At 62.7% G+C, this 24,632-nt stretch carries 26 protein-coding genes and 1 pseudogene; 5 read left to right on the top strand and 22 right to left on the bottom strand.

Features of this window, described 5'->3' with window-relative positions:
* Positions 1–64: 64 nt before the first annotated feature.
* The 3 genes from CA260_RS11660 (at position 65) to CA260_RS11670 (ending at position 2,145) form a co-directional block, all read left to right on the top strand.
* The gene (locus CA260_RS11660) at positions 65–1,219 is read left to right on the top strand and encodes an MFS transporter (RefSeq protein WP_202864083.1); all 1,155 of its coding nucleotides are present in this window, start codon (positions 65–67) and stop codon (positions 1,217–1,219) included.
* 78 nt (positions 1,220–1,297) lie between these two features.
* Positions 1,298–1,708 (top strand): DUF3224 domain-containing protein, encoded by a 411-nt coding sequence (locus CA260_RS11665; RefSeq protein ID WP_172461823.1) that lies wholly within the window; start codon positions 1,298–1,300, stop codon positions 1,706–1,708.
* Entirely contained in the window at positions 1,708–2,145 is a 438-nt protein-coding gene (locus tag CA260_RS11670; protein ID WP_111983269.1) for a VOC family protein, read from the top strand. The genes CA260_RS11665 and CA260_RS11670 overlap by 1 nt, the downstream gene beginning before the upstream one ends.
* Before the next feature lie 58 nt (positions 2,146–2,203).
* Here CA260_RS11670 and CA260_RS11675 read toward each other — a convergent pair whose 3' ends face one another.
* The 10 genes from CA260_RS11675 to CA260_RS11720 all read right to left on the bottom strand — a co-directional run bounded on the left by CA260_RS11675 (position 2,204) and on the right by CA260_RS11720 (position 12,224).
* Positions 2,204–2,557: a gamma-glutamylcyclotransferase family protein gene (locus CA260_RS11675; RefSeq protein WP_111983270.1), complete on the bottom strand. Its 354-nt coding sequence runs from the start codon at positions 2,555–2,557 to the stop codon at positions 2,204–2,206.
* A gap of 313 nt (positions 2,558–2,870) precedes the next feature.
* Positions 2,871–3,113, bottom strand: a complete 243-nt coding sequence (locus CA260_RS20910) for a hypothetical protein (protein WP_131727000.1) — start codon at positions 3,111–3,113, stop codon at positions 2,871–2,873.
* Positions 3,114–3,351: 238 nt separating this feature from the next.
* Entirely contained in the window at positions 3,352–4,566 is a 1,215-nt protein-coding gene (locus CA260_RS11685) for a hypothetical protein (protein WP_111983271.1), read from the bottom strand.
* Complete coding sequence (locus CA260_RS11690; RefSeq protein WP_036039670.1) at positions 4,563–6,818, bottom strand: argonaute/piwi family protein; 2,256 nt, start codon at positions 6,816–6,818, stop codon at positions 4,563–4,565. The genes CA260_RS11685 and CA260_RS11690 overlap by 4 nt, the downstream gene beginning before the upstream one ends.
* 6 nt (positions 6,819–6,824) lie before the next feature.
* Entirely contained in the window at positions 6,825–7,649 is an 825-nt protein-coding gene (locus CA260_RS11695) for a S1 family peptidase (protein WP_054470414.1), read from the bottom strand.
* 14 nt (positions 7,650–7,663) lie between these two features.
* Positions 7,664–8,803, bottom strand: coding sequence for a phosphoribosyltransferase (locus CA260_RS11700; RefSeq protein WP_054470416.1), 1,140 nt, complete (start codon positions 8,801–8,803; stop codon positions 7,664–7,666).
* A 23-nt stretch (positions 8,804–8,826) separates the two neighbouring features.
* Positions 8,827–9,465 (bottom strand): hypothetical protein, encoded by a 639-nt coding sequence (locus CA260_RS11705; protein ID WP_111983272.1) that lies wholly within the window; start codon positions 9,463–9,465, stop codon positions 8,827–8,829.
* Entirely contained in the window at positions 9,458–10,342 is an 885-nt protein-coding gene (locus tag CA260_RS11710) for a DNA-processing protein DprA (protein ID WP_036039961.1), read from the bottom strand. The genes CA260_RS11705 and CA260_RS11710 overlap by 8 nt, the downstream gene beginning before the upstream one ends.
* A gap of 29 nt (positions 10,343–10,371) precedes the next feature.
* On the bottom strand, positions 10,372–11,580 hold the full coding sequence (locus tag CA260_RS11715) for an XRE family transcriptional regulator (protein WP_111983273.1): 1,209 nt from the start codon (positions 11,578–11,580) through the stop codon (positions 10,372–10,374).
* Positions 11,577–12,224, bottom strand: a complete 648-nt coding sequence (locus CA260_RS11720) for a hypothetical protein (RefSeq protein WP_036039679.1) — start codon at positions 12,222–12,224, stop codon at positions 11,577–11,579. The genes CA260_RS11715 and CA260_RS11720 overlap by 4 nt, the downstream gene beginning before the upstream one ends.
* Before the next feature lie 168 nt (positions 12,225–12,392).
* On the opposite strand from CA260_RS11720, the gene CA260_RS11725 reads away from it, so the two are divergent.
* A complete protein-coding gene (locus tag CA260_RS11725; protein WP_036039681.1) occupies positions 12,393–12,989 on the top strand; it encodes a DUF6088 family protein in 597 nt (198 codons plus the stop codon).
* Positions 12,982–13,992, top strand: a complete 1,011-nt coding sequence (locus CA260_RS11730; RefSeq protein WP_054470421.1) for a nucleotidyl transferase AbiEii/AbiGii toxin family protein — start codon at positions 12,982–12,984, stop codon at positions 13,990–13,992. Before CA260_RS11725 ends, CA260_RS11730 begins: the two co-directional genes overlap by 8 nt.
* 373 nt (positions 13,993–14,365) lie before the next feature.
* On the opposite strand, the gene CA260_RS11735 is transcribed toward CA260_RS11730, so the two are convergent.
* From CA260_RS11735 to CA260_RS11790, 12 genes and pseudogenes are all read right to left on the bottom strand, one after another.
* Positions 14,366–15,544 (bottom strand): HNH endonuclease signature motif containing protein, encoded by a 1,179-nt coding sequence (locus tag CA260_RS11735; protein ID WP_082370841.1) that lies wholly within the window; start codon positions 15,542–15,544, stop codon positions 14,366–14,368.
* A 72-nt stretch (positions 15,545–15,616) separates the two neighbouring features.
* Positions 15,617–15,850: a DUF2274 domain-containing protein gene (locus CA260_RS11740; protein WP_036039687.1), complete on the bottom strand. Its 234-nt coding sequence runs from the start codon at positions 15,848–15,850 to the stop codon at positions 15,617–15,619.
* Positions 15,847–17,175, bottom strand: a complete 1,329-nt coding sequence (locus CA260_RS11745) for a TrbI/VirB10 family protein (RefSeq protein WP_111983274.1) — start codon at positions 17,173–17,175, stop codon at positions 15,847–15,849. Before CA260_RS11745 ends, CA260_RS11740 begins: the two co-directional genes overlap by 4 nt.
* 2 nt (positions 17,176–17,177) lie before the next feature.
* On the bottom strand, positions 17,178–18,167 hold the full coding sequence (gene trbG, locus CA260_RS11750) for a P-type conjugative transfer protein TrbG (protein WP_111983275.1): 990 nt from the start codon (positions 18,165–18,167) through the stop codon (positions 17,178–17,180).
* Positions 18,164–18,868: a conjugal transfer protein TrbF gene (gene trbF, locus CA260_RS11755; RefSeq protein ID WP_111983276.1), complete on the bottom strand. Its 705-nt coding sequence runs from the start codon at positions 18,866–18,868 to the stop codon at positions 18,164–18,166. The genes trbG and trbF overlap by 4 nt, the downstream gene beginning before the upstream one ends.
* A gap of 23 nt (positions 18,869–18,891) precedes the next feature.
* Positions 18,892–20,274 (bottom strand): P-type conjugative transfer protein TrbL, encoded by a 1,383-nt coding sequence (gene trbL, locus CA260_RS11760; RefSeq protein ID WP_036039695.1) that lies wholly within the window; start codon positions 20,272–20,274, stop codon positions 18,892–18,894.
* Positions 20,271–20,564, bottom strand: coding sequence for a hypothetical protein (locus CA260_RS11765; RefSeq protein WP_054470428.1), 294 nt, complete (start codon positions 20,562–20,564; stop codon positions 20,271–20,273). Before CA260_RS11765 ends, trbL begins: the two co-directional genes overlap by 4 nt.
* A 5-nt stretch (positions 20,565–20,569) precedes the next feature.
* Complete coding sequence (trbJ, locus tag CA260_RS11770) at positions 20,570–21,307, bottom strand: P-type conjugative transfer protein TrbJ (RefSeq protein ID WP_036039698.1); 738 nt, start codon at positions 21,305–21,307, stop codon at positions 20,570–20,572.
* Positions 21,304–23,754 (bottom strand): conjugal transfer protein TrbE, encoded by a 2,451-nt coding sequence (gene trbE, locus CA260_RS11775; protein ID WP_054470430.1) that lies wholly within the window; start codon positions 23,752–23,754, stop codon positions 21,304–21,306. Before trbE ends, trbJ begins: the two co-directional genes overlap by 4 nt.
* Positions 23,755–23,768: 14 nt before the next feature.
* Positions 23,769–24,038 (bottom strand): VirB3 family type IV secretion system protein, encoded by a 270-nt coding sequence (locus tag CA260_RS11780; protein WP_054470432.1) that lies wholly within the window; start codon positions 24,036–24,038, stop codon positions 23,769–23,771.
* Positions 24,035–24,418 (bottom strand): TrbC/VirB2 family protein, encoded by a 384-nt coding sequence (locus CA260_RS11785; protein ID WP_054470434.1) that lies wholly within the window; start codon positions 24,416–24,418, stop codon positions 24,035–24,037. The genes CA260_RS11780 and CA260_RS11785 overlap by 4 nt, the downstream gene beginning before the upstream one ends.
* Positions 24,415–24,632, bottom strand: a pseudogene (locus CA260_RS11790) (P-type conjugative transfer ATPase TrbB); the annotation flags it as partial. The gene CA260_RS11785 and the pseudogene CA260_RS11790, both read right to left, overlap by 4 nt.

Raw genomic sequence — 24,632 nt, forward strand, 5'->3', positions numbered from 1 at the left:
CATGTGTGCCACGCACGCTCAACGCAGTGGGAGGGGACTGAGCCTGGCGGCCGCGGCTTTGGCCGTGATGTTCGTCGGCGCGACGCTTCCCACGCCCCTGTATCCGCTGTACCGGCAACGGTTCGGCTTTGGCGAAATCACGCTCACGCTGGTCTATTCGATCTACGTGCTCGGCAATCTCTGCGCCCTGTTCTTTTTCGCACGGTTGTCGGACCAGATCGGTCGCAAGGCGACGGCATGGCCCGCCGTCGTCATCGGCGCAGCCAGCACGGTGGCTTTCGGACTTGCCAGCGGCACGGCCTGGTTGTTCGTCGCGCGCGCGCTCAGCGGCTTTGCCACGGGGCTGGCGTCCAGCACGCTGACGGCATGGATCGCCGAGCTGCAGCCGGAGGGACGCAGCCGCGCCGGCGCCGTGACAGCCACCGTCGCCAATTTTCTGGGCCTCGCCATCGGGCCGCTCATCGGCAGCCTTCCCGCACAATTCGGGGTGCAGCCGCTGCGCCTGCCCTTCGTGGTGTACCTGGTGACACTCGCCGCCATGGGCATCGCGCTGTCGTATGTGCCGGAAACGGTGGAACGTCGAACGCGAGACTTCAGCGAGCTGTCCATGCGGCCGCGCTTCGGCGTACCAAAGGAGCGGCTCGCGGCCTTCGTATCGCCCGCGGTGACGGCGTTCGTCACCTTCGCACTCATCGGCTTCTACGCGGCGCTTATTCCCAGCCTGCTCGCCGATGCGCTGAAGGATCCTCGCCCGCTGGTGTCGGGCGCCGTACTTTTCCTGCTCTTTGCGGTGGCCGCCATCGCCGTTGTCGCCACGCGTGCGATGGCGAGTCGTACCGCCATGCTGGTCAGCCTCGCGCTGTACCCACCCGCTGTCGCGCTGTTGATCCTGTCAGAGCACGCCCATCGGCACTCCCTGCTGCTGGCCGCCTCGGCATTGGCCGGCATCGCCACATCGCTGGGCTATCGTGGAAGCCTCGCACTGGTCAACCGCATCGCGCCGCAAGAACGCCGTGGCGAAGTGGTTTCCACCTATCTCATCGTGATGTTCTGCGGCAACTCGCTGCCGGTCATTGGCATCGGGCTGCTCTCTGCACGGACTGGCGCATCCATCGCGCATGTCGCGTTCGCCGCACTGATTGCCGCGCTTGCCGTGATCGGCCTGGCCGTGGGCTGGAAATACGCGCCCAGGGACCCGGCAACAGAATCCATTGAGTAGACGTCTTCCCTGGAGGATCGATTCGATCTTGGCAAAAAAGCTCGTCCCCGATGGATATCTTGATCGATGGAGCCCACCATGAATGACACGCGCACGACGACACACGCGATAGCAACGGTTGTCGTTACCCGATCCGAGGCCAAGCCCTATGACGAAAGCTCGCACCCGGCGCTGTTTGAGATCGCGTTGACGGAAACATTCACCGGGGACGTCGAAGCAGAGTCCGAGGTTCGCGCGTTGCAGGCCCGGCGTGCCGACGGGTCCGCGAGCATGGTCAGCATGCAACGCGTCCGGGGAACCCTGAGCGGCCGCCGGGGATCCTTCGTGCTGCAGGGCTCCGAAATCATTCAGAACGGCAGGATCGAGGCCGCCTGGTTTGTCGTTCCCGGTTCGGGAACTGGCGATCTCTCCGGACTGCACGGCGAAGGCGGCTTTGAGGGCGAGTTTGGCAAAAGCTCCGACGCCACCCTGGACTATGGGTTCACGTGATGCGACCGGAGCGTTATCGGCATGCCGTGGTTCCGCACATCTATATCGATGGCGCGGCACGGGCGATGGAATTTTATGCGCGGGCCTTCGGTGCTGAAGAGCTTCTTCGCATCGCCGGGCCTGACGGGAAAATCCTGCATGCGGAGATTTCCATCTGCGGCTCGGTGATTATGCTGGGCGATCCTGACGACCGGCTCTATGCGGAACCGCGGGCGCTCGGGCGCACCACGGCTGGCCTGCACATCTTCACGGATGACAACGCTGCGTTGCTTCGCCGCGCTGTGGATGCGGGCGCGGAGCTGATCCAGCCGCCGACCGACATGTTCTATGGCGCCAATTCCGCAAGCGTGCGCGATCCCTACGGTCATGTCTGGGTGCTGCTAACCTGGAAGGAGGACCTTTCGCCCGCCGAAATGGAACGGCGAGGACGTCGCTGACGATCCACCCCGTGCCGCGCCAGAGAACGCTACGAAAGACCGCCGCCCCGTGACTCGCTCAGGCCCGGATGTAGACCCACGCTTCGTTGCCGGAATTCAACCGCACCGCGACCCGCTTGTAGTCCGCGACTTCGTACTGGTCCGCCGCGGCCAGCTCCGCCGAGGTGATTCGGAATACCTTGCCGGCGACTTCATCGGCCGGATTGCCGCTGGGGGCGACGATCGGATGGAATCGCTCGCCGCTCTTGCGCAGGACTTCCGGATCGGTGATCTCCACCATCGTCTTGCGATAGCCCGGCATGGCGTCGTCTTCGCCATGCAGCAGCCGACCGAAGGACTCGAGCTGCACCTGCTCGAGCTGCAGTGTTCCGTAGGAAAACAGCAGTTCGTATGCCCCTTCAGGGGAAGTCATTACGAATCCTTGTTTATCAAAGAATTACCAAACATTCCTGATATCAACGGATGAGTCAGGAGCGGCCTGGCCTCATTCCCACTCGATCATCAACGAGTCACGCAAGTCCGCGTGATTAAAGGGATTGGCTTTGATCGACATGGGCCTTTACCGTCGCTTTTACCGTCAGAAAAACACGCCCTTTGCTGGCGCGGGTTTGCGCGGCATCGGCTCATCATCAATCAACTTCAGGATACCGGAGAAATTCCCAACCGTCAGCCAACGTAAGCGCACGCAGGCGAGCACTATCCGGTAGCTGAGACTTGGAAAGTGTCTAGGGATGCTCCCCCGACTGCTCGGCGTCCCAAAAGCGCTGCATCGCTTCGAAGGCTTTTCGCTCAAGGTCCTGCATTCGTGTCAAAGCATCAGGCTCGGGTACGGGCCGGAAGCTCGACGACAACTGTTCAACGTCACGTCGCGCGGCCAGCCAAGCCTGCAGCAAAGGCTGCCACTGACGATCCCAATGACTGAAGGGCCGCGAATCAGGCGACGACACTTTACGCAGCACCTGATGCATGACGGCTCCGGCGGTCCGCGTCGGGTCGTCCCATTTGACCGGAACACTCCAGCCGGCGTCGCGGACGCCACTAGCGCTCCGGAGGTCAGGCCCCACCATGGGAACAGGTGCGCCCACGACAGTTCCGAATCCGAAGAGCTTGTGATCAACGCGATCGCCTTCCTCGAGTGGGCAGTTCGAACTACTCATTTGGGTATCCTCTCTTCATGCAATTTCATCGGCTTTGTGTGGGCACTGCTCAAACCATAAACGCCGGTTGAGCGATAACGACCGGGCTGACCACATCGCGAATCTCACTGAGTCCCGCAATGAGCAGGTCGTATTGCTCGGTGCGTCGTCCTTGGTCCCAGATGATCGGGAGCACTTTGCGGTAGGGGCTGCCGCGCTTCAGGTAAAGGCTGACGTCTTCACCAATCTGCGAAATCAGGTCCTGCGGTGTGCTGCTCTTTCGCCAATACTTGACCTCGATCACCAGGTGCAGCGACGGGACTACCAAGTCTGCCCGCGGCTTCTTTTGCCCCACCGACGCAAGCCACTCTTCATCACGCAGATCGGGCAACACTGGCGCAAGCACCGCGCACAGAAGATTCTGAAAGTGGTATTCGTTTTCAACCGCCCACTTTTGCGCTGTCGAGTTCGGCGTCTTCTTCTGTTCGTCCCAAGTCCACCGACGCAACCCGGATGGGAGCCGGCGAAGCAGCAGTCCGACATCGTCTAGGCTCGGTGCGCGCAGATCGATCTGCGCCGCGCCCTGGGCGAGATAGTGAAACGCTCCCAGATCCAAGGCCGCCTGTTCAGGGTCGTCATAAACAACCGACTTGATGCGGCTAAGCAACTGCGACGCAAAGTCGTTATCGACCGCCGGCGAAGCATCCGCCAAGCGACGTGCGACGTAGATAGCCGCGCCCGCAGTGGCGGGCACCACTGCCAGTTCGCCGTTCAATCCCACCTCGGACCGCGTCTTGATCATGGACAGCAGTTCATGGCGCCAGCCGACTTCCGCCGGCAACAGCGGCTGCAGCTTTGCATAGAGCGACGCGAACCATGCGCCGAATTTCGGCCAGCGCACATCATCGGATGTGGCCAACAAACCCACCAGAACGCCGGTATGCGCTAACGGCTGCATAAGACTGACGAGAGCCGTTTGGGAATCGCCTCTACGCCCCATCAACCAGTCCGCGCCCTGCGCAAATGATTCGCGGCATGCATCACTCAACGTCGGATCGATGCTCAGCAGGAACCCTAAAGCCGCCACGGCATGAATCGACCGGCCACCGCCGGCAATCTCTTCGCACAAGTCCCGCGCCATTGCGGCGCTCTGCTGGGTGGACAACCCTTCGGTGAGCACCCAGTGATAAAAGGCAATCGACAGCGGACCCGCAGTCGTCAGTGTCTCGGCCTGCCCCGCCACCGCGCGCAGCGCTTCGTGCAGCATCGGGTTGCCGGCGCTCATAGAAACCACCGCGTTGTGCCGATCTTGCCGAGCATCACACTCGGGCTCCACCGGCTACCCAACCGGTCAAGCCGCCCTAAGAGACCCGCGACAAGGTCGGAGTAGTAGATGGTGACCGGCATCGCCGCCGGCAGGAAGCTGCGCCAGGAATGGTTCGAAAACCAATAGACCTGTTTGGTGAGATAGATGATGTCCGTGAACGTCGAATCGCGATGCAGGCTTAGCAGTAGCGGTTTGGGTAGGCCATCCGTCGGGCGCTTGAGCTGCTGCGGCCCCGTCAACGTCAACAACGTCTCGTTGTGTCCTACTTCCGCAAAAAGGCCTCGAACCGGCGTCTTCTCTCCCCTGCCCTTGGTCCCGATGGAATCATCGTCAAACAGCAGATACGGATGGTCCTGTTTGACGTGCAGGAAGGCGAACTGCAGATCGAATTCAGAGAACTCCTTCAACGCCGCCTTGACCGATTCCACCTCAGTATTGCGCATCGGCTTGAACGCATGAACGATCACGCGTACCGAATCGCCCTTGATCCAGTTCATCTCGTTGCGTACACGCTGAAGGGTCGCCTGCAATGATTCCGTCAGGGCCTCGCCGTACTTCGACATGGGGACGGCGTTCGACAGATTCGATAGCAGATAGCCGCCGTCGCCGCGAAAGACGCTGGTAATTCCGACGATTCTTTCTTTCCTAGAAAATCGGGATTCGCCAATCGCGGCGCTGCCCAGGCCGATGACCACCTCGTGTGCGATGCCCTTGTCCGACTTGATCAGCCAAGGAATGCCGCCGAGCTTGGCATAGACCGCAAGGGCGAGATTGCTGAGGGTGTAGGCGAGACTGGCCGGTGCCATCGAGAACGTCTCGAACGCTACGAACTGCGTGGGGATCTGGTTGGAGAGAAACGCCGCCTTGGCCACCAGATACGGATTCTTCTGCGGCGCCAACTGGCGTGAATCCCGCTCGGTCTGCACCAAGGCCAGATGCCAGGGCATACCCTCGGCGCCCATCCGGACTGCTTTGGAAGCAGCCGCATGGTAGGCGTCGGCCGTGAACGCATCCGCCTCCACGAACGTCAGGTTGATGTCCTGCAATCCGTAGATGCCGAGAAACCCTCGGCCGAATGGCAATGACTTGCCGTCGACCGACAGGCCGTCCCGAAACTTCCGAAGGAACAGTTCAAATTGACCACGCCGCGCGCGGTCGCAGATCACGCAGACATTCGGTCGTGTGGGCGTGAAGACGTGCCGGCTGTAGGGGCCGAACTTGCTTAGACCAACCGCTGCCCGTGACTCCGACTTGAGCGTGCCGGCGTCGAAAACATAGGTCGGCGTCGTGCCCTCGATGAAACGGGGGAAGTTCTGCGCGTCTTTCTCGCTCAGCAGGTTGCCGATACCAACGCTGAGACCTTCTTGCAGCTCGATCTCGCCGAGGCCGCGGAGCCAGTCCGAAATGCGGGCAATGTGCTCCATACGCGCACGCCCTCTGCTGTTCTCGAACACGATCTCATCGATCTTGCCCTGCACCCTGCCCGACGTGTTCCGCGTGACGTGTTGCAGCAGGTGCCGAAGATTCTCAGGTGAGGCCTCCAGGTACAGCTCGTCAAGTGGAAGCAACTCCTCCACATTCTGAAACCGCTCGGACAGGCGCGCGTGGCCGTCCGTGATGGCCCCGACTCGGCCCACCAACCGGCGATAAGGCAGCATGCGCACATCTTCGACCGGCACCTGGCGCTCGACCGTCAACCCATCCAGCCGAACGCCTTGCCCATGCAAGACGGCAAGACTGGTTGCGCAGGTCTTCTGTATCTCAATGTCCCACAAAAGACCGAGTGGTTCTGCGTCCGGCAGCTTTAGCGAGCGAATCGCGATCAAGACGCGCGACTGCAGATGAAGATGCCGGTCGGCTTCGGTGAAGCCCGTCGGCAAGGTGCGACCAACCGTGGTAATCGGGTTATAGCGCGCCACCAGTCGTCGATTGGAACTGAGCAACGTCACGAGACGTTGTTCGAGCAGCGGACGAATGAGCGAAGCATTCTCAACTACCGAAACAACCTTCTCTTCGCCAATAGGCGTAGCGCCCAATGCAAGCGGCAGCGCCACGATCTGATCCGAGCGACGGGTGACGGCGTAGTGCGCGCGGTGCTCGTCACGCAATTCCCGGAATTGCTGCGCGTCCTTGAACGGCAAGGTCTGCAGCCGAATGGCATCGCCGCGCACCCGCAACGGCGTGAAATTGAGCTGCAGCTGTCGTCCCATAAGCCGTCACATCCTCTTGTGTCGTCGGATCAGTATCCGAATTTTTAGGATTGATTTCTCGATGAACCACATCCTACGCATCCGCCAGGACGGCTTCCCGAAGCCGTTGTCGATCCCAGCAATAAGCGCTTCGACAACCTGGCGGTTCTTACCGGGATAGATGCCGTTGTCGTGCAACATGACCAGCAGCGGCTCGATCGAGATGGCACTCGAATAGCCGGTCTCCTCGTCCTTGCCATCCATCACGAGCGATTCGACAAGCACCCCCAGCAAAAAGCCATATTCACTCAATACCGGGCCACCGCTAAAACCACCCCTCGCAGAACACGAGATGATGAAATGCGGGTGCGGCCCACTGTATTTGTCCACCACCGCGTTGACTTCTCCTTCAGACGCCAGGAGCACAGCGAGCTGCGAAAACGGAACCGGCGGATAGCCCATGAGCAGCACTTTCGAGAGCACCAACTCGTCGCCGAGCCAGTCATCCAGATGCCCACCGATCTCGATATGGTCCGTTTGCACAAAGCCTTTCGGTGAACCATGAATCGTCGTCATGTGCAGGTAGTGCGACAGATCCAGATCGGTCTTCATCAAGGCCAGGTCGATGCGATCGTCCTTGTTAAAGATCACCGACTGCACGGTCAATGCCACCGACGCATACTCGGACACCACTTCCTGCACGACACCATCGCGCAGCACATGGGCCGCCGTGACCAGCCAGCCGTCACCAATGTGGAAGGCGGTGCCGGTACTCAAATCGCCCATCGGCGTCTGCACCGTGATGCGCACCAAGGCTGGCCTGTAGCTTTGGCATAGCGCCCGCAGGTCCATATCCGTCAGCCTGATTACGGGATCAAGGTCAGCAGAACCTGCTGAGCGATGCCACTGGTGGCGCCGGCAAACCACCCCGGCGCGGCCCCGGTGAAGCCGCCGGCGACGACCGGCTGATACGGATCTGTCGTGATGTCGATCTCGTAGTAACGCAACTGATTGCCAAACTTCCCCAGCGCAACACCCGTCACGGAGGCGGCACCGGCTTTGCGCAAGAAGGCCGCGGCAACGCCAAACGACACCCCGTAGGTCGTGCAGTCATCCACGACGATCACATGCTTTCCGACCAATCGTCCGCTCTGTTTGTAGAACGGGTTCAGATGAACGGTCAGAATTTGGCCGGTCGGATCGGTTCGATCACCGCCACCGCCCGCCGAGCGCTTCGGCGAAGGGGTGTGACGGATGAACAGCGGCTCATCCCGCTTGGAGAAGCGAACGCGGGAAACCGTCGTCCGCAAGCGATGCGTGAAATCGCTGAGGATCTCGTCATCGTCGTTCGCACTCTTCGACGACGGATAGACGCCCCATACCAGTCCATCCAGTTCGTTCACTTTTTCCATGAGCAGCGAACGCGAGGTGACGGCCAGCAAGGCATTCAGTCTCCCGCCGCCACCTTTGACGGTGGCGGTCAGCCGCTGCGCAAACAGTTGCTGCGTGACGTCCTTGCCAAGGCCGGACAAGTCGCTGAGCGCACGCACGCGATAGCGGCCGGCGTCGCCTGCATACCACCACTGTCCCGACCAGCCGGCCGTCAGGTTGATGATCTCTTGCAGCTGCGCGGCAGTGTCCACGCGAATGCCCAGTGAGGCGACCTGCGGTGCTGCCGACCATCCGGCTGCCACGAGAATCGCACCGCCGTTCTTGCCCATCTGGACGTCTTCGTCCTTTGCCGCGAGAACCAGCGCATCGAAGGGATTGAGCCCAAACTTCTTGGCGTTCTGCGACACGATCTCGCCCGATTGCCGCCCTCGACTTTGCAGGAACTGAACGCCGCTGGTACCAAACGCACCGTTGAACCAGGCCGGTTCCCCATGATTGGAAATCAAGCCCACGGGATTGCCCGCCGCCTTGGCGTTGATCAACACCTGGGCGAGTTGCGGGTCGGGCTGGCCATTACGCAGGACAGCGTCCGGAGAGGTCATGACGATCAGCATGTGGGGTGTCCCTTGTCCTGTTCTTAGATGCTGTCAAAATCCAAGTCCACCGACTTGGGCGCTCGCCGCGCGAGGAACAACCCGACGATGCGTGCCTCGGGAAATCGCCGCCCCAGCACTTGCTTCACCGCCTTGAAATGGCAGCCTGTGGTGAGCACGTCGTCCACGACAAAAATGGTCTGGGGGGCCGGCTCGGCCAAGCTCTCGTCGAGTTGATAGTTGGCCACCAGTTCGTCGGGCGTCGGGCGCGTGTCCGACAAATGGGCCGCCGCCGACGATTCGCGCTGGACGACCAGTTCGCGGATGTCGGTGTGACGCCCCTTGCAGACGGCCTGCAGCAATTGCAGCATGCGATCGTCGTATAGCGGATCGTTCTTCACCTTCGACGGCGGAATCGGGACGAAGGTGATTTCGGCGTCGGCCTTGATCGCAGCACGAAAGATTGCCGCTGCCTGCAGGATCGCGCGCTCTTTGTATTGCCACTGCGCGGTTCCACGCTTGTCCATGGACTTCTTGAAGTTGAGGATCAGCTGGTTGGTCTCGCTGTAGGCATGCCCTTCGCCCGCAGTGTATTCACCTGCGTAGTAGCAAATGTCCTGCGCGTCCAGATAGTGATGATCCGGAAGTGTCAGGGCATCGATCTTGAGTACGCGCTTAGCCAAGAGCTGCCCTGATGTCGTCGATGCCGGTGACGCGGATGGCCCCTTGATCTTGGAACTTGGCCGGCCATGTCAGCTTTGGATTGCGAAAGCAGTTGTCCAGAATGAACAACTTGCGACCCTGCTGCAGGGCCGCGCGTGCCTGCGCCAGGGTGCCCGACGTATCGCTGGCTTCGACGATGACCGTTGCCTGCGCGAGCGCTGACATCGTGACATTGCGTTCCGGGAAGAACAGGCGGTTGCTACGGTAGTCCTGGGTCGAGTAGCGCCAGATCGGCACCTGGCTCACCAGCAAGAATTTCTCGGCAATCAGGTCTTGCAGCGCCCGGTTCTCGGGCGGGTAGTACTCGGTAATCGGTGTACCGATCACGGCGATCGTGCTGCCGCCGTTGTCAATGGCCGTCGTGTGTGCCGCGGTGTCCACGCCTTTGGCCAAACCGGAGACGATGGTGTAGCCGTCTTGGACCAGCAGCTTCACCAACTTGCGGGTTCGGCGCAGGCCGTCGTCGGAGACGCTGCGCGAGCCAACGATGGCGATCCGCTTGGGCGAGTCGATCAGATCCCACCAGCCTCGGTAGTACAAGAGTTCGACGGGATGCGCGGCATCGCGCAACCGATCAGGGTAGTCTTCCGCTCCATGCACACGCACACCAAAATCGTGAATCTTCGCGTGCGCAATCTGGTCTCGCACCCGCCGTAGCGCCGTGTCAATTTCCTCTTCCGAGACCAGCTCGGAGGGCATCGCATTCGGACTATCGCGGAAGCAGTCAGCGATCGTCTTGAACGTCGCTTTTTGATGCGCCCACAACGCCTCGTACGCCGCCATCTCCCGAGACGGTGAAATCGGTTTGTTGCTCAGTACTGCGTCAATGTCATTCATCGCTTGACTGATCTCCATAGACGCGCCAATCAACGCTTCGGCGAAAATCGAAACGGCACGACGTTGCTGTCCGTGGCAATCGGTGCGTTCGCGCTGCTGGGCACTGAACGCAACCGAGCCAGCTGCACAACCTTGGGCTTGCCCTGGAAATACCCTTCCGATAAGCCAACCAGCATCTCGATGTCATGGGCCGCCAAGCCAATGTGCCTGGGGATCGAGTCAAGCGGCATCACATTTTCCTCGACGAGCAGATCGATCGTTCGACGCAGCAGGCGCGGCCGCTCGGGCGGCCTATCGCCGTCGCCCGGCTCGGACTTCGCGCCCCAACGGGCGGACCGACGTTTGAACAGCGACTGCGCCGCTTCTTCATCCAGAATCTTCAGCGCACGCAAACGCATCACGATCGCAGCGACGGACACACCCCATCTGCGTTTGAGCAAGAGAAGATCGTCTAGCGTCACCGGCGTGCGAACTTCATTGGCAAACGTTTCGGCCGGCAGCAGGAATGCGCCCGCAAAGCGATGGGCTTGCTGTTCCAGTTGCTTATGACGGTCTCGCTCGGTCGGCCGGGGAATGAACCGATGCAGGATCAGGTGGCCAAGTTCGTGCGCCAAGTCGAAACGGCTTCGATAGCCGTTATCCTTGTCGGCCGAAAGTAAGACCAGCGGGCGCCCCAGCGCATCGCTCCATGCCGACAGGCCCTCGATCTGCGAGATGCCCGTTTCCTCGCGGATCAGGACCACCCCAGCGCCTTCAATGGCCAGCGCCAGGTCGGGCACCGCCGTACGACCGATACGCCAAAGATCGCGGCATTCGCTCGCCGCCAGTTCAATCTCGTCAGGCGTGATCTCGTCGGGCTCCTTGAACTGCCGGGTCGGCAAATTCAGCGCCGGGTAGTCCACGAACTCGGACAACGCGAGCGCGACGTCCTGCGCCCACTCCATGCGCGCTTCCAGCATCGCGCGTGCCGCCACGTGGGCGGACGCGTTACTGCGAAACAGCGGCAGCGACACCTTGGCCGAGGGCGCGCGCGTGAACCATTCGGGCGTAACGTTGACCACGCCGGCAAGGCGCTCCAGGGTTTCCCGCTCGGGCGCCTGATTGCCCGACCGCCATTTGCTGACCGTCGCAGGCGACACGCCGACCAGCGAGGCAAGTTGCGCTTGGCTCAAACGCCTCGCGGCAAGAATCTGACTGAGGCGCTCGCTTTCAAAACCTTGAATACCACCGCGGCTCATGACGCGCTGCCATCGTTGCCCTGCTTCTTGATCTTCTTGAGCATGGGCTTGGCCAAATCGTCCTGCGCCGCCGGCTTTTGTTCATACCGCTGCAGGAACGCATTCAGTGGTTCCTTGAACAGCCAGCCGCGCATCTCGCGGTCGGGTACCGCAATCTGGATCGACACGGGCGACTCTGGCTGGATGTGCAGCGAGCCCGAGAAGCACGCCACGAAAAACGCGACCGCATCGGCGGGCGCTGTGTATTGATCGAACAATTCCGGTTGCACCAACGGCTCGATAGCCTTGTTCGCATAGGACATCTGGCGGCGCGTGTGGCTACGTCGGCCGTTGATCCAGAAGCCGTCCGGGATGTTGAACCTAGCCAGGGTGAACACCCCGGCTCGGCCGCTGACGATACCGTTACCGCGAATAGCGGTTGGCGAAGCCTCGCCCATCTCCAGCGCCCGATGAAACGCCTCGTTCATGTGGAAATGCCGCAGTTGACCCACGACATGGGGCAAGTGGCCTTCGTCCATGCCTTTGGATGCGGCGTGCGCGCGCTGGGCGCCGACGGTCAAGGCTTCCTCGATGCCCATGACCAGCTCGCGCGGCAGGCTGCGCTGCAAAAGGTCGGGGATTGTGTCTACGGGCGGCTGGGCCATTCGTCCTCCAAAGATCAGATTTCGCTGATCGGTATTTTACTACCAAAAAGTTTCGTTTAGCACGAAAAACTACGCGAATGCTTGCCTCCATGGCAAGCACGGGAGCTTCCATCCCTTGCAAAGTGTCAGAAAATCATCCATACTTCTATCAGTTAGGAGATTCCCACCATGCAAACCCTCGCCAAACAAGTTCTGGAGCACGCCGCCGGATTGCCGGAGGGCACACCCTTGGTCGCCAAGGAACTGCTCCATCTGGGAACCCGGGCGGCGGTAGACCAGGTGCTGTCTCGACTCGTCCAGCGCGGCACCCTTCTGCGCGCCGGCCGTGGCATCTATGTCCTTCCGGTGGAGAGCCGTTTCGGTTCTCGCGCTCCCTCGGCCTCCAAAATGGTCGAGGGACTGGCCCACCAACGCGGCGAAACCATCGTGTCGCATGGTGCGGCGGCGGCCAACGCGCTGGGCCTCACCACGCAAGTGCCCGTGCGCTCCGTCTACCTGACCTCCGGCCCCAGCCGCCGTTTGAAGCTGGGAGCCCAGACCGTCGAATTCCGGCACGCGCCGGTATGGCAGTTGATCTTTCCTGGCCGCGCTGCCGGTGATGTCGTGCGGGCGCTGGCCTGGCTGGGGCCAGAGCGCGCAGGTGAAGCGCTGCGCACGCTACGCACCAAACTGCCGCCGGCCGAGATAAAGGAAGTCGCATCGGCACGTGCGCGCCTGCCGACATGGATGGCGAAGGAAGTAAGCGCGCTGGTGTCACATGGCTAAGTTCTTCGATCTTTCTGTCGATGAACGGCTGGAAGCCCTGGCCCAGGCGGCCGACGCTTCCGGCCGGCCTCCCCACCTGCTGGAAAAGGATGTCTGGGTGGTGTGGGTTCTGCGTCACCTCTTCGCCGCACCCTACGCGCCGCATCTCATATTCAAGGGCGGCACCTCGCTGTCGAAGGCCTACGGCGTCATCCGTCGTTTTTCCGAGGACGTGGATCTCACCTATGACATCCGCGCCATCGCCGGCGATCTGATCGGCGAGGCAGACACGCCCCTTCCTGCCAGCAAGAGCCAGGAAAAGAAATGGACCAAGGAGATTCGCACCCGGCTGGCTGAATGGGTGACGGCCGACGTCGTCCCGCAGCTTCAGCAGGACCTGGAGCAGCAGGGCCTGCCCGCCAGGGCCCGCGCCGAAGGCGACAAGGTGTTCATCGACTACACGCCGCTGGCGTCAGGAACGGGCTATGTGCGGCCGGCGGTCATGCTCGAATTCGGCGCGCGCTCCACCGGGGAGCCATGCGAACCGCGCGTGGTCCGCTGCGACGCTGCCGCGCACCTGCAAGGCGTGGAATTTCTCGAGGCGACGCCGCAGGTGATGCGCGCCGAGCGGACCTTTTGGGAAAAAGCCACCGCGATCCACGTGTTTTGCGCGCAAGGGGTCTTTCGTGGTGGCGAGCGCTTTGCGCGTCACTGGCACGACGTAACGCGTTTGGACGCCGCCGGCTTCGCTGACGCGGCGATCGCCGACAAGGCACTCGCGAAGGCCGTGGCCGATCACAAGAGCATCTTCTTCGCAGAAAAAAGCTCGGACAACGCATCGATCGACTACCACGCCGCGGTCTCGGGCGGGCTGTGCCTGGTGCCAAACGACGGGGCCTTGGCCAAGTTGGCCACCGACTACCAGCACATGGTCGATGACGGGCTGTTCCTCGATGAGGTCGAATCGTTCGACGCCCTCCTCCAGCAATGCCAGGCCATTCAACAGAAGGCGAATGCGGTATGAGACGCAGCCGATCAGCCCCGCCCGAAACAGTCAGCTCACGGCAGTCAGCTCACGGCAGGCAGCTCATGCCCGGCATCTCTTCCATTGAAGGACGCAAGCTGGAACGCCTGTTCCGTACGGGCGGTGGGTACACGCGGCGCTACGGTGAAGGCGTGCTCCGGACCACGAACGCCGCTTCTTCGGAAGCGGCGGCGGCAAAAGCCGAAGTGGGAAGAAAATCCCTCGCCGCAAGGCGTGCCGATTCGATTCCGGCCTCGGGCACCAATTCGGAAGCCGTTCCTGCTTATGCAGGAGCGGCTTTTTTCGTTAGTCCGAGCACTGCTGCCGTTCTATTAGACCGCTTCTTGCTTCCCGACCTGAGCGCGTACTTCATTCACAAGCCTTTGCCAGCGTCGTCTTGGCTGTCAAAGTCATCCTCGTCAGCCAGCTCTGCCTCAACATACTGCTCGTACTTCCGCTGGTAGCCGATAGCGGGGATCTTATTGACGTACTTCGTGGGCTGCGCGATTAGAAGTGGACTTGCTTTCACCAAAATAGAGCCGTCATCTTGCTCGTCTACGGTTCGGACTAGACAATAGATGATGTAGCGATTTTTTCCGCCGATCCGACCAATTGCGGACATCGACATCAGGAAGATCGGATCGAGAATCCACTCGATACGAAGATTCTTGCGGGAGTAATGCATCACTACTGGTGGTGTCGAAGCAGTGATAGGCAAGTCTGGCTTCTTCGCATACACGCCGCCTATGAAGAAGGCATATGCCCCTTCAGTCGCCTTAAGCTGCGGTCGCCCCGCAGACGCTGCGGCGTCTAAATCTACAAAGTCAACGGTTTTTGCGATCTCCTGCATCAGTTGCTTGTAGTGCTCCGTCTCTTGATGCGTTATGTAGTCAAAGAGATAGCGTCCGCCGGAGAGATTCGTCTGTACATACTTCTGGTCAAATGAACCGTCAGTCTTCAGTATGCCTACGCGCTTCAGACCGCCCGTTAGATCAGTGTTCGGGATTTTCTTGAACAGTCGGACGCATAGTTCCTCAATACGTTTTACATTGACGTAGTCAATTGCGTCATCGCTCACGTCAATCTTTTGCGCGGCTCGTTGAGCATTCGCAATTTCAACGCTCTTCTCCCAAGAAGCCTTCGCCCGTCTGATCTGATCATCGGTCAAGCGTAGCGTCAGCCCCCCTTGGTGCGCCAAATCGTGATCAGTCGGACAGAGAACCGCCAGGTTCGTATAACTGTTGTCCTGCGTCTTCTCATACTCAACTATGTGGTGGATGATGTACGCAGGGCTCTTCGCACCCTTACATGCACAGCAAACGAAGTTACTGGATTCGAGAAGCAACTGTGCGACGTCAGGGTCGATCGCCGCGCGCCGCACCGCGACGGCAAGAGCTTTCGCCTCACTTTCAGACAGGCCGTACTTGGACACCATGTCTTTCTGGCTAAGCACTCGTGCCTTGGAAACTGTGAGCCCTGCGTCGTTAGCTTTCTCCGCCAAATCGCTTGCAACACCATACTGGACCAGCGTGTCTAGAGTTCTTTGATTCATTGATGTTTATGCGAGGTCGATGAGCGAATAACCGCAATTGGCATAACGACCATTTAAACATCAAAGCATCAACTACTTTAAGGTGGTCGCGGTGTTTTTTCGCTTGAATCCCCGATCCCCGGCCATGAAGGCTTCGAGCATGTGCGGGATCAGCGTCGCAGCATCGACCGCCTCGCCGTAGGTCTGCGCGTGCATGGCCGCGTAGCGGTCAAGGTCGGCCTTAAGCGTGGCCGGGCACGCAAAAGTCAGCTTGATGCTTTCGGTCTTCGGCAGCGGCCCGAGCCGCAGCTTTCTGGTCGTGCTCATTGCAAAGCTCCCCGATTGAAGAACAGTGGCTGGTACGGCCGCAGCACGATGTCGCGGTTAACGATGATGCTGACTGGCAGCCCCGGTCGTTCGGTCAAGGTCGGTTGGATGTTGAGGTTGCGGCGCGTGAATTCCTGGCCGACCTGATTGGCCGTGTCCTGAGCGCTATCCCGGAACGCGATCACTGTATTGCCGTTGGCATTGCCCTGGTTCGAGACGGCCAGCTCGGAACCCGCGCCCAATATAGTGGACAGCGCGGCACCAGCCAGAATGCGTCCCCAATGCCAGTCGACGCCATCCTCCAGACCGGCGTAGCCAGCCGGATCGGCACCAGCCAGGTTGTCCAACGTGAGCGAAGACGTGTCCGGTAGGATGATGCGGTTCCACACAATCTGCACGCGGCTCTGCCCGTAGGCGACCTGGCTGTTGTATTTGCCAAGGATGCGCGAACCCTGCGGAATCAGCAGATAGCGGCCCGTCGCCGTGTCGTACACCGGTGCCGTCACGGTGCCGATCACGTCGCCCGGCAGGTCGGACTTGATACCCGTCACCAGCGCCGCCGAGATTACGGTGCCGGCCATCACCTGATACGGCGAGGCCGGCGCTTGCAGACTGCCGGAATTACGGGTTTGCGTAGTTCCGGCTTTCTGGAACGCCTCTTTCTGGTCTTGCCGGTTCTGCACGGCGGTCGGATCGGCCGGCTGCTCCGCTGTAGAGGCCGGGCTTGCGGCCTGCGGGTCGAAACCCGCTAGGCCGGGCGCCGGCACAGCCGAAACAGTTTGCGTAGACGCAGCGGTCGCGGCAGCGGCGCGCTGCGGGTTGCTGGAGCGGAAGAACACCGACGACCCCGCCGCCGCTTCGGCCTCCTTGCGCAGTGCGTCGCGCTCGGCCGCCGCCGCATCCTGACCGGACGGCGCGTAGTTGGCCACCACCGGCTGCTGCGACTGGACGATAGCCGGGCCGAGATCGCCCGGCAGCGGCGGCCCTAGCTCTGGCACTTTCGCCGGCAGCGGTGTCGGCTGCGGCGGCAGCTTCGAGTAGTCAGCGGGAAGCTGGCCGAGTTCTTCGGACTTCGATACGCGATCGACGTTATATAGCTCGCTCGCATCGGTGTTGCCGCGCGGATGCTTCGGTTGCAACGACCACATCGTTGCGCCCAGCACCGCAGCGCCGAGGCCACCAGCCAGCAACGCCAGCGTGCGACGGTTCAGGCGCGTCACCGGGCGCGGCTGCGCCCGCAGCGCCACATTTTCTGGTGCGACCTTGGGTGCGGCTTCGGGCGCGGCATCGGAAATCGGCACATCTGGGGTTTCGTCCTGGCTCATGGTCAGTTCCCCCGCGTGCCATCCGTACGCTCGATGCGCACCACGTCGCCCTTGTCACCGCCGAGACGCAGTTCGGCTGCGCCGAACAGCCGATCCACGATGTAGTACGGAGAACGGACACGGTAGTTGACGAGCTGGCCGTCGCCCTGCGCGCCAATGACGAACAACGGCGGCAGTTCGCCCTGGGCGATGCCGGGCGGAAACTCGATATAGACCTTCTCGCCATCGTCGAAGGCGCGCAGCGGCTTCCACGGCGGATTGCTGCCGCTGATCGCATAGCGGAAACGAATCTTCTCCAGCGACAGGCCGATATCGACGGGTGCCGCTGCCTGCGCGGCTTGATCTTGCCGCTGCAAGGCGAGCATCTGGTCTTTCGGATACTCCCACGACACCGACGCCATCCATGCCTTGTCGGTCGAGGTCAGTTCGATCAGGTAGGTACGCCGGCTGGTGGTGATGACGAGGTTTGTCTTAAGGCCCGAACGGATCGGTTTCACCAGCACGTTCACGCGCAGCGCGTCGCCGGCGCCGCTGGACGTGTCGCCGACGATCCAGCGCACGGTGTCGCCGGCAGCGACCGTCACCAGCTCCTCGCCGGCCTGAAGCGAAATCACAGTGACGCGGCCCGGCGCGGCATAGACCTGATAGAGCGCGCCGTCGGTGAAGGGCCAGACCTGGATCGCGTTGACGAAGCCCTCGCGCGTGGGAGCCATGCGCGCCTCCGCATTCGCACGCGAGACACGCGCGGTTTCGTCGGCCGGTTCCGGTGCGGGTTTGGCGTCATCCACGTCCGGCAGCGGCTTCATCTGCGCCGGCATCGGCAACACCTTCGGCACCTCTACCACTTCGACCGGCATGGGTGGATCGGGTTGCTTCTGTGCCTGCACCGGCTCGTCGAGCGAGATGTGCGGCGGTGGCTTGCCCTGCGAGGCGCAGCCCGACAGGACTGCCACGATCAGCACGAAAGCGTAAAAACGGAAAGACAGGTTCATGGCTTGGCTCCTTCGGACGCATCCAGCTCCCGGCTCCACGACAGGCCGTTGACGTAGATGCCGAGCGGGTTCTTGCGCAGCCGCTGTTCGGTGCGCGGGGTTTGCAGGACGATGGACACCACGGCATTCCAGCGTTCGGTGCCGGTCGGTGCGCCGTTGGCGAAGTGCTGTTCCGTCCAGCGCACGTTGAATGACGCATCGCTGGCGCGCGTCACGCTGGTGATCTGCACCGTCACCGACTCCTTGCCGACGCGCGCGAACGGGTCGTTCTTGCTGGCGTAGTCGTTGAGCACGGCCGCGCCCTTGTCCGTCGTGTAGTCGTAGGCGTCGAGCCAGTTCTGCCGCACCACGATGGGGTCGATCGACAACGAGCGAACCAGCGTGATGAAGTTCGCCAGGTGGTAGGCGATCTGCGCATCCGCAGGCCGGTACAGCGTGGCGGCTTCGCCGACCGCGCGCACCTGGCCGGTCTTGTCCACCTCCACCACGTAGGGCGTGACGATGGATTGCGCCGAGCGCCACACAAGGCCGCCAGCCATCAGCAGCGCAAGCGCGAGGCAGCCAAAGGCCATGAAGCGCCAGTTCTTCGCCTGCACGCGGGCCGAGCCGATGCGCTCGTCCCACACCTGCGCGGCGGACTGGTACGGAGTAGCAGGCTGCGGCGTACTCGCGTAGCGCACCTGCGGTCGCTTGAATCGCATGGCGGGTTCTCCTCAAGGGGCGTTCATTCGTCGGGTTGGCCCAGGCTCGGGCCTTGTGCCGAACCGCCGCCGTCCCCGCCGTGCAGCGTGTGTGCGGCGGTGGTCGCGGCATGGGTGATCTGCTGGCGGCGGTGCAGTCGTTTGGCCCACGCGGGTTGCGGCTGGTCAGCGGGATTAGCGGTGGATTCGCCGGAAGCAGCCGCGCCGGGCGACGTGCCGCCGGTACTGGATGCACCTGCGCTGGTGCTTGCGCTGTCCGAACGGAACGCAGCGGCAGCGCGTTGCCCGAACGAGCGCGCGCCAGCGGCGGCCTTCTGGCCGACGGCCCGAGCGCCGGTCTTGGCGACATTGCCAAAGCCCGCCATCGCGCCTTTCGCGCCGCCACCGGCGGCAGCGGAGCCGGCCTGGAATGCCGAGCCGGCACTGCTGGCCGTGGAGGCGGCCATACGTGCGCCTTTGCCGAGCGCGCTGGCGGCGGCCGGCGCCATGCGCGCCCCGGCCGCGACGGCACCGCCGACACCCGTAGCCGCCGCACTAATGGCGACAGCGGTGCCGGCTGCGCCCACGGCGGCGCCGGCCATCGCGCCCGCGCCGAGCTGCGGTGCGCCGGATACCAGGCCGGTCGCAATGCCCGGCCCGTAGATGCCGAGCGCAAGCAACGCGAGCGAGGCCAGCATCACCACCAGCGCATGGTCGATGGACGGCTCGCTGGGCGTCGTCGGGAACTGCGCGAACAGGCCCGTGCCGATGCCGACGATAACCGCCAGCACCAGTACCTTGATGCCGGCCGACACCACGTTACCGAGCACTTTTTCTGCAAGGAACGCGGTCTTGTTCCAGAGCGCGAACGGCACCAGCACGAAGCCGGCCAGCGTGGTCAGCTTGAACTCGATCAACGTGATGAAAAGCTGCACCGCCAGCACAAAAAAACAGACGATGACAGTCAGCCAGGCGAGGAACATCACGACGATGGGCGTGATGTTGATAAACACCTCGGGGAAGCCCGCCATGTCGCTGATCTGTTCGAGGATCGGCATACCGGCGTCGATGCCGGTCTTGGCGAGATGCCCAGGTTGCAGAAACGTCTCCATGCTCACGGCCGAGCCGGTAGCCGTCAGGCCGAGGCCGGCGAAGGAACGGAACACGACGCCGGACAGCATGTTGAAGTTACCGATGATGTAGGCGAAGGCGCCGACGTAGAGCACCTTGCGGATGAGCTTCGCCATCACGTCTTCGCCCTGGCCGGTGGCGTGGCCGAGCGACCAGTAAAGGCCCGCCAGCGTCATGTCGATGACCACCAGCGTCGCGGTCAGAAATCCGACCTCGCCACGCAGCAGGCCAAAGCCCGAGTCGATGTAGGTGGAGAAGACATTGAGGAAGTGGTCGATGATCGAAACGTCGTTCATGGCCGTTGCTCGGTCGATTCGCTGGGGCCGTCGAAGCTGGCCGGAATGGGCGGCAGGTCGGCCAGCGTCGGGTACTCGCCGGGGCCGACGCGCCCGGAGAAAAAGCGCCGCAGGTTGGCTTGTTCGACCTGCGCGCAGAACGCGGCATCGTGCTGGCCGTGCAGGCATTGCCCGTGCAGCGCATGCAATCGTGCGGGGTCGGCGGCGAGCGCATCGACCGACAGCGCCTGCGGCCGGTCGCAACCGGCCAGCAGGCACGCGATGACGGACAGGACGGGCACGCGGTTCATGGCCGTCAGTTCCCGTAGAAGCTCACTGTTTCCGGCGTGTACGGCGTGCCGGTGCCGAGGAACCGCTGCGTGATGACACGGCCTTGCTCGACGGCGGCGGCCTGCCTCGCCAGTTCCAGCGCCGACGCGCGGCCCTGCGTGAGTTGGAGCTGCTGCGTCTGGATCGACTGCTTGGCCTGCAAGGCGAGAAGCTGATTGGTCGCTTGCTGCGCTTGCAGTGCGCCGGTCGCGGACTGGCTCTGGCCCACGAGGTCGGTCAGCACGCCCTGGTCAGTGGTCACGTTCTGTGACACCTGCGCCTGCATCTGCATCGCGGTCTGCAAGCCGTTGAGCGTGTTCTGCCAACGCTGGTGCGCGTCCTGGTACATCTGATTGCCGCTCACGGTCGCGGCGTACTGCTGCGGGTACAACTGCGCAAACTGCTGATCCATGCTCTGCACCTGGAACGCCAGCCCCTGCGCCTGCGTGATGAGCTGCTGCGTGGTCGCCAGATTCGATTGCAGGCGACTGAGCACGTTGAACGGCAGGCTCGCCAGATTGCGCCCCTGATTGACGAGCATCTGCGCTTCGTTCTGGAGCTGGTTGATCTGGTTTTCGATCATTTCCATCGTGCGAATCGCGGTCAGCGTGTTCTGCACGAGGTTGGTCGGATCAATGACGGTGATGGCCGCCGCCGGCTGTGCGAGCAGCAGCGAACCGGACAGTACGGCGGCGAGCGAAGCGGAAAGCACACGGGTTTTCATGGCGAAACCTCCAGCGGCTGAGAAGCAAGGAAGGAAGCCGCAGATGGCGCGGACGGCAACAGGTCGGCTGCCCAATCGAGGCCGCGATGACGCAGCCACGCACCGGCAAAGCCCGGCGTGCCGGCCTGCGCCAGTACGCGGTCGATGTCGCGTTGGTCTTGGGGCGTGGAGGCGCCCGCGAACGCGAGCGCGACCGGCCCCAGGTCGAGGTCGAACAGACGGTTGCCGAGGCGCGATTGGTAGTAGTAATCGCGCTTGGGCTGCGCGGTGGCGACGATCTCGATTTGCCGGCTGTTGAGGCCGAAGCCTTCGTAGATCGTGCGAATCTGCGGTTCGGTGGCCTGCGGGTTCGGCAGGAAAATGCGGCTCGCGCAGCTCTCAATGATCGCGGGCGCAATGGTCGAATCCTTGATGTCCGCGAGCGACTGCGTGGCAAAGATCACGCTGACGTTTTTCTTGCGCAGCGTCTTGAGCCATTGCCGGATGCGCGCAGCAAATACCGGGTCATCGAGAAACAGCCAAGATTCGTCGAGGATCAGCAGCGTCGGTGCGCCGTCGAACCGCTCATCGAAACGCGCAAACAGATAGCCCAGCACGGACAGCACGGCGGCCTTGCTGTGCATCAGTTCCTCCATCTCGAAGCACTGCACGTCAGCCGCGCCGAGCCGGTCGTGATCGGCGTCGAGCAGCTTGCCGTGTGCGCCGCCGAGCACATATGGCGCAAGCGCCTGGCGCAGCGCGTTCGATTGCAGCAGCACCGACAGGCCCGTAAGCGTGCGCTGTTCGAGTGGCGCACCGGCGAGACTGCCGAGCGCCGACCAGATGGCCGCTTTCTCGTCGGGGCCAACCGCGACGCCTTCGTGCGTCAGGCGACCTTCAACCCATTCGGCGGCCCAGGTGCGATAGCCCTCCTGGTCGATGCGCGCGAGCGGCTGGAACGCGATTGCGCCATCGGCGCCGAGGTCGTAATACTCGCCGCCCAGGCCCAGCGCCGTTGCCCGCATCGAGCGGCCCATGTCGAAGGCGAAGATGCGCGCGCCGGGATAGCGGCGGAACTGCATCGCCAGCGTGGCGAGCAGCACGGACTTGCCCATGCCGGTCGGGCCGGCAATCAGCGTGTGGCCCACGTCGCCGATGTGCGTCACCAGCCGGAACGGCGTCGCACCTTCGGTGCGGGTGACGATCAGCGGCGGGCCGTCGAGGTGGGCGTTTTTCTCCGGCCCGGCCCACACTGCCGACACCGGCATCAGATGCGCGAGATTCAGCGTCGAGACGATGGGCTGGCGGACATTCGCATACGCATTGCCCGGCACCGACGACAGCCACGCCTCCACCGAATTGAGGGTTTCGGGAATCGTCACGAAGCCCCGTCCCTGAATCACGCGCTCCACCTGGCGCAGCTTCTCGTCGGCCGTGTCGGCGTCGTCATCGAGCACAGTCACGGTTGCCGTGACAAAACCGAAAGCAACCTGATCGCTGCCGAGCTCCTGCATCGCGGCGTCCGCATCGGCCGACTTGTTGCTGGCGTCGGTATCGACCAGCGGGCTTTCCTGCTGGAAGATCGTCTCGCGCAGCAGCGCGAGGACGTTCTTGCGCTTGGCGAACCACTGCCGGCGCAGCCGCCCGAGTTCCTTCTCGGCTTCGGCCTTGTCCAAACACAGAAAGCGCGTGCTCCAGCGGTACGCGAAACCAAGCCGGTTGAGGTCGTCCAGAATCCCCGGCCAGGTCGAGGTGGGAAAGCCCCGCACGGTGACGACGCGCAGATGTGCGTCGCCGAGCATCGGCGCGAGGCCGCCGACCAGCGGCATGTCGGCCAGCAGTGCGTCGAGATGGAACGGCACCTCCGGCACCTTGACGCGATAACGCCGCGTCGAGACGGTCGCGTGCAGGTAGGTCAGCGTTTCGGCATCGTCGAGCCAGTCGATTTCCGGCATCACGCCGTCGAGCAAATCAAAGACGCGCGCGGTTTCCGCGACGAACGCGGCCAGGCGCTCGCGCCAGTCCACGCCGGTAGTCGGCGTGTTCTCGTAGAGCAGCTTGGCCGCGCGGGCGCGGGATTCCTCGGGCGACAGATATTGCAGCGTGAGGTGATAGCCGCTCTCGAAGTGGTTGCCCGATTCCTCGAAGGTCGCTCGGCGCTCCTCGTCCACCAGCCACGACAACGGCTCGGGAAAATCCGAGTGCGGATAGTCGGCCGCCGCCCGGCGCTCGGCTTCGACGTACAACGCCCAGCCGGCACCGAGCCGGCGCAGCGCATTGTTCAGGCGCGCGGTCGTGGCGATCAGTTCGCCTTGCGTCGCGCTATCAAGGTCGGGACCGCGAAAGCGTGCGGTACGCTGGAAACTGCCGTCCTTGTTGAGCACGACGCCGGGCGCGACAAGTCCGGCCCACGGCAGCCAGTCGGCGAGCAAGGCCGGACGATGGCGGTATTCGGCGAGGTTGAGCATCGCGGCATCTCCCGTCACACGTCCAGCAGCGGCTTGTGCCGGAGGTGCCGCGCGAACACCTGCATGAACTGCGCGTCCACGCGCGCGCCCCATACGGCGAGTGAATGGCCGACGATCCAGAGCGCGATACCAGGAATCCACAGTTGCAGGCCCAACCCAACCGCGCCGGAAAGCGTGCCGTTGGCAATCGCCACGGTGCGCGGGGCGCCGCCCATCAGGATCGGCTCGGTCAGCGAGCGATGCAGCGGCACCTCGAAGCCCGGCAGGTCATTGGCCGTGCTCATACGACGGCCCCGCCGGAGAAGCTGAAGAACGACAGGAAGAAGCTCGATGCCGCGAACGCGATGGACAGGCCGAACACGATCTGAATCAGCTTGCGAAAGCCGCCGCTGGTATCGCCGAAGGCCAGTGCCAAGCCGGTCGAAATGATGATGAGCACCGCGACGATCTTGGCGACCGGCCCCTGGATCGAATCGAGGATGGATTGCAGCGGCGTCTCCCAAGGCATCGACGAACCGGACGCCTTCGCCGTGCCGGCCGCCATCGCCATGACGACGGCCGACAGCAGGCCGTGGTGCGCCGGCCGGGCCAGACGGCGCAGGCGCGCGAGGATGGAAACCGAATTTACGGGAAAACGGAAAGCAGCGACGTGCATCTGCGTCATGGCAGTTCTCCAGCGTGGTCAGGGGATGGGAGAGGCAGCGGTAGCTCGGGATGCGGCGATGGCTCCAGCGCGTCCGCGAGGCGGTAGCCCATGCCGTCGAAGCCGACGACGCGGGCGATGCTCTCGATGCGGCGCTTGCGGCCGCGGCCAGCGATGTGGATGACGACGTTGACCGCTTCGGCAACGAGCGCGCGCGGCGGATTCACGGCCACTT

The organism is Dyella jiangningensis (genome assembly GCF_003264855.1).
Taxonomy (GTDB): domain Bacteria; phylum Pseudomonadota; class Gammaproteobacteria; order Xanthomonadales; family Rhodanobacteraceae; genus Dyella; species Dyella jiangningensis_C.

What these genes read in the sequence shown, in the direction of transcription:
- CA260_RS11700 (WP_054470416.1), bottom strand. Translation starts at nt 8,803, where the DNA reads ATGCTGATCGTCATGACCTCTCCGGACGCTGTCCTGCGTAATGGCCAG.
- CA260_RS11690 (WP_036039670.1), bottom strand. Translation starts at nt 6,818, where the DNA reads ATGGGACGACAGCTGCAGCTCAATTTCACGCCGTTGCGGGTGCGCGGC.
- CA260_RS11780 (WP_054470432.1), bottom strand. Translation starts at nt 24,038, where the DNA reads ATGAGCACGGCCAATGACCTGCCGGGCTTCGAGGTGCCGCTGCATCGC.
- CA260_RS11745 (WP_111983274.1), bottom strand. Translation starts at nt 17,175, where the DNA reads ATGAGCCAGGACGAAACCCCAGATGTGCCGATTTCCGATGCCGCGCCC.
- trbJ (WP_036039698.1), bottom strand. Translation starts at nt 21,307, where the DNA reads ATGAAAACCCGTGTGCTTTCCGCTTCGCTCGCCGCCGTACTGTCCGGT.
- trbE (WP_054470430.1), bottom strand. Translation starts at nt 23,754, where the DNA reads ATGCTCAACCTCGCCGAATACCGCCATCGTCCGGCCTTGCTCGCCGAC.
- CA260_RS11765 (WP_054470428.1), bottom strand. Translation starts at nt 20,564, where the DNA reads ATGAACCGCGTGCCCGTCCTGTCCGTCATCGCGTGCCTGCTGGCCGGT.
- trbG (WP_111983275.1), bottom strand. Translation starts at nt 18,167, where the DNA reads ATGAACCTGTCTTTCCGTTTTTACGCTTTCGTGCTGATCGTGGCAGTC.
- CA260_RS11715 (WP_111983273.1), bottom strand. Translation starts at nt 11,580, where the DNA reads ATGAGCCGCGGTGGTATTCAAGGTTTTGAAAGCGAGCGCCTCAGTCAG.
- CA260_RS11695 (WP_054470414.1), bottom strand. Translation starts at nt 7,649, where the DNA reads ATGGACCTGCGGGCGCTATGCCAAAGCTACAGGCCAGCCTTGGTGCGC.
- CA260_RS11735 (WP_082370841.1), bottom strand. Translation starts at nt 15,544, where the DNA reads ATGAATCAAAGAACTCTAGACACGCTGGTCCAGTATGGTGTTGCAAGC.
- CA260_RS11685 (WP_111983271.1), bottom strand. Translation starts at nt 4,566, where the DNA reads ATGAGCGCCGGCAACCCGATGCTGCACGAAGCGCTGCGCGCGGTGGCG.
- CA260_RS20910 (WP_131727000.1), bottom strand. Translation starts at nt 3,113, where the DNA reads ATGCATCAGGTGCTGCGTAAAGTGTCGTCGCCTGATTCGCGGCCCTTC.
- trbF (WP_111983276.1), bottom strand. Translation starts at nt 18,868, where the DNA reads ATGCGATTCAAGCGACCGCAGGTGCGCTACGCGAGTACGCCGCAGCCT.
- CA260_RS11665 (WP_172461823.1), top strand. Translation starts at nt 1,298, where the DNA reads ATGAATGACACGCGCACGACGACACACGCGATAGCAACGGTTGTCGTT.
- CA260_RS11785 (WP_054470434.1), bottom strand. Translation starts at nt 24,418, where the DNA reads ATGACGCAGATGCACGTCGCTGCTTTCCGTTTTCCCGTAAATTCGGTT.
- trbL (WP_036039695.1), bottom strand. Translation starts at nt 20,274, where the DNA reads ATGAACGACGTTTCGATCATCGACCACTTCCTCAATGTCTTCTCCACC.
- CA260_RS11710 (WP_036039961.1), bottom strand. Translation starts at nt 10,342, where the DNA reads ATGAATGACATTGACGCAGTACTGAGCAACAAACCGATTTCACCGTCT.
- CA260_RS11675 (WP_111983270.1), bottom strand. Translation starts at nt 2,557, where the DNA reads ATGACTTCCCCTGAAGGGGCATACGAACTGCTGTTTTCCTACGGAACA.
- CA260_RS11720 (WP_036039679.1), bottom strand. Translation starts at nt 12,224, where the DNA reads ATGGCCCAGCCGCCCGTAGACACAATCCCCGACCTTTTGCAGCGCAGC.
- CA260_RS11670 (WP_111983269.1), top strand. Translation starts at nt 1,708, where the DNA reads ATGCGACCGGAGCGTTATCGGCATGCCGTGGTTCCGCACATCTATATC.
- CA260_RS11740 (WP_036039687.1), bottom strand. Translation starts at nt 15,850, where the DNA reads ATGAGCACGACCAGAAAGCTGCGGCTCGGGCCGCTGCCGAAGACCGAA.
- CA260_RS11725 (WP_036039681.1), top strand. Translation starts at nt 12,393, where the DNA reads ATGCAAACCCTCGCCAAACAAGTTCTGGAGCACGCCGCCGGATTGCCG.
- CA260_RS11730 (WP_054470421.1), top strand. Translation starts at nt 12,982, where the DNA reads ATGGCTAAGTTCTTCGATCTTTCTGTCGATGAACGGCTGGAAGCCCTG.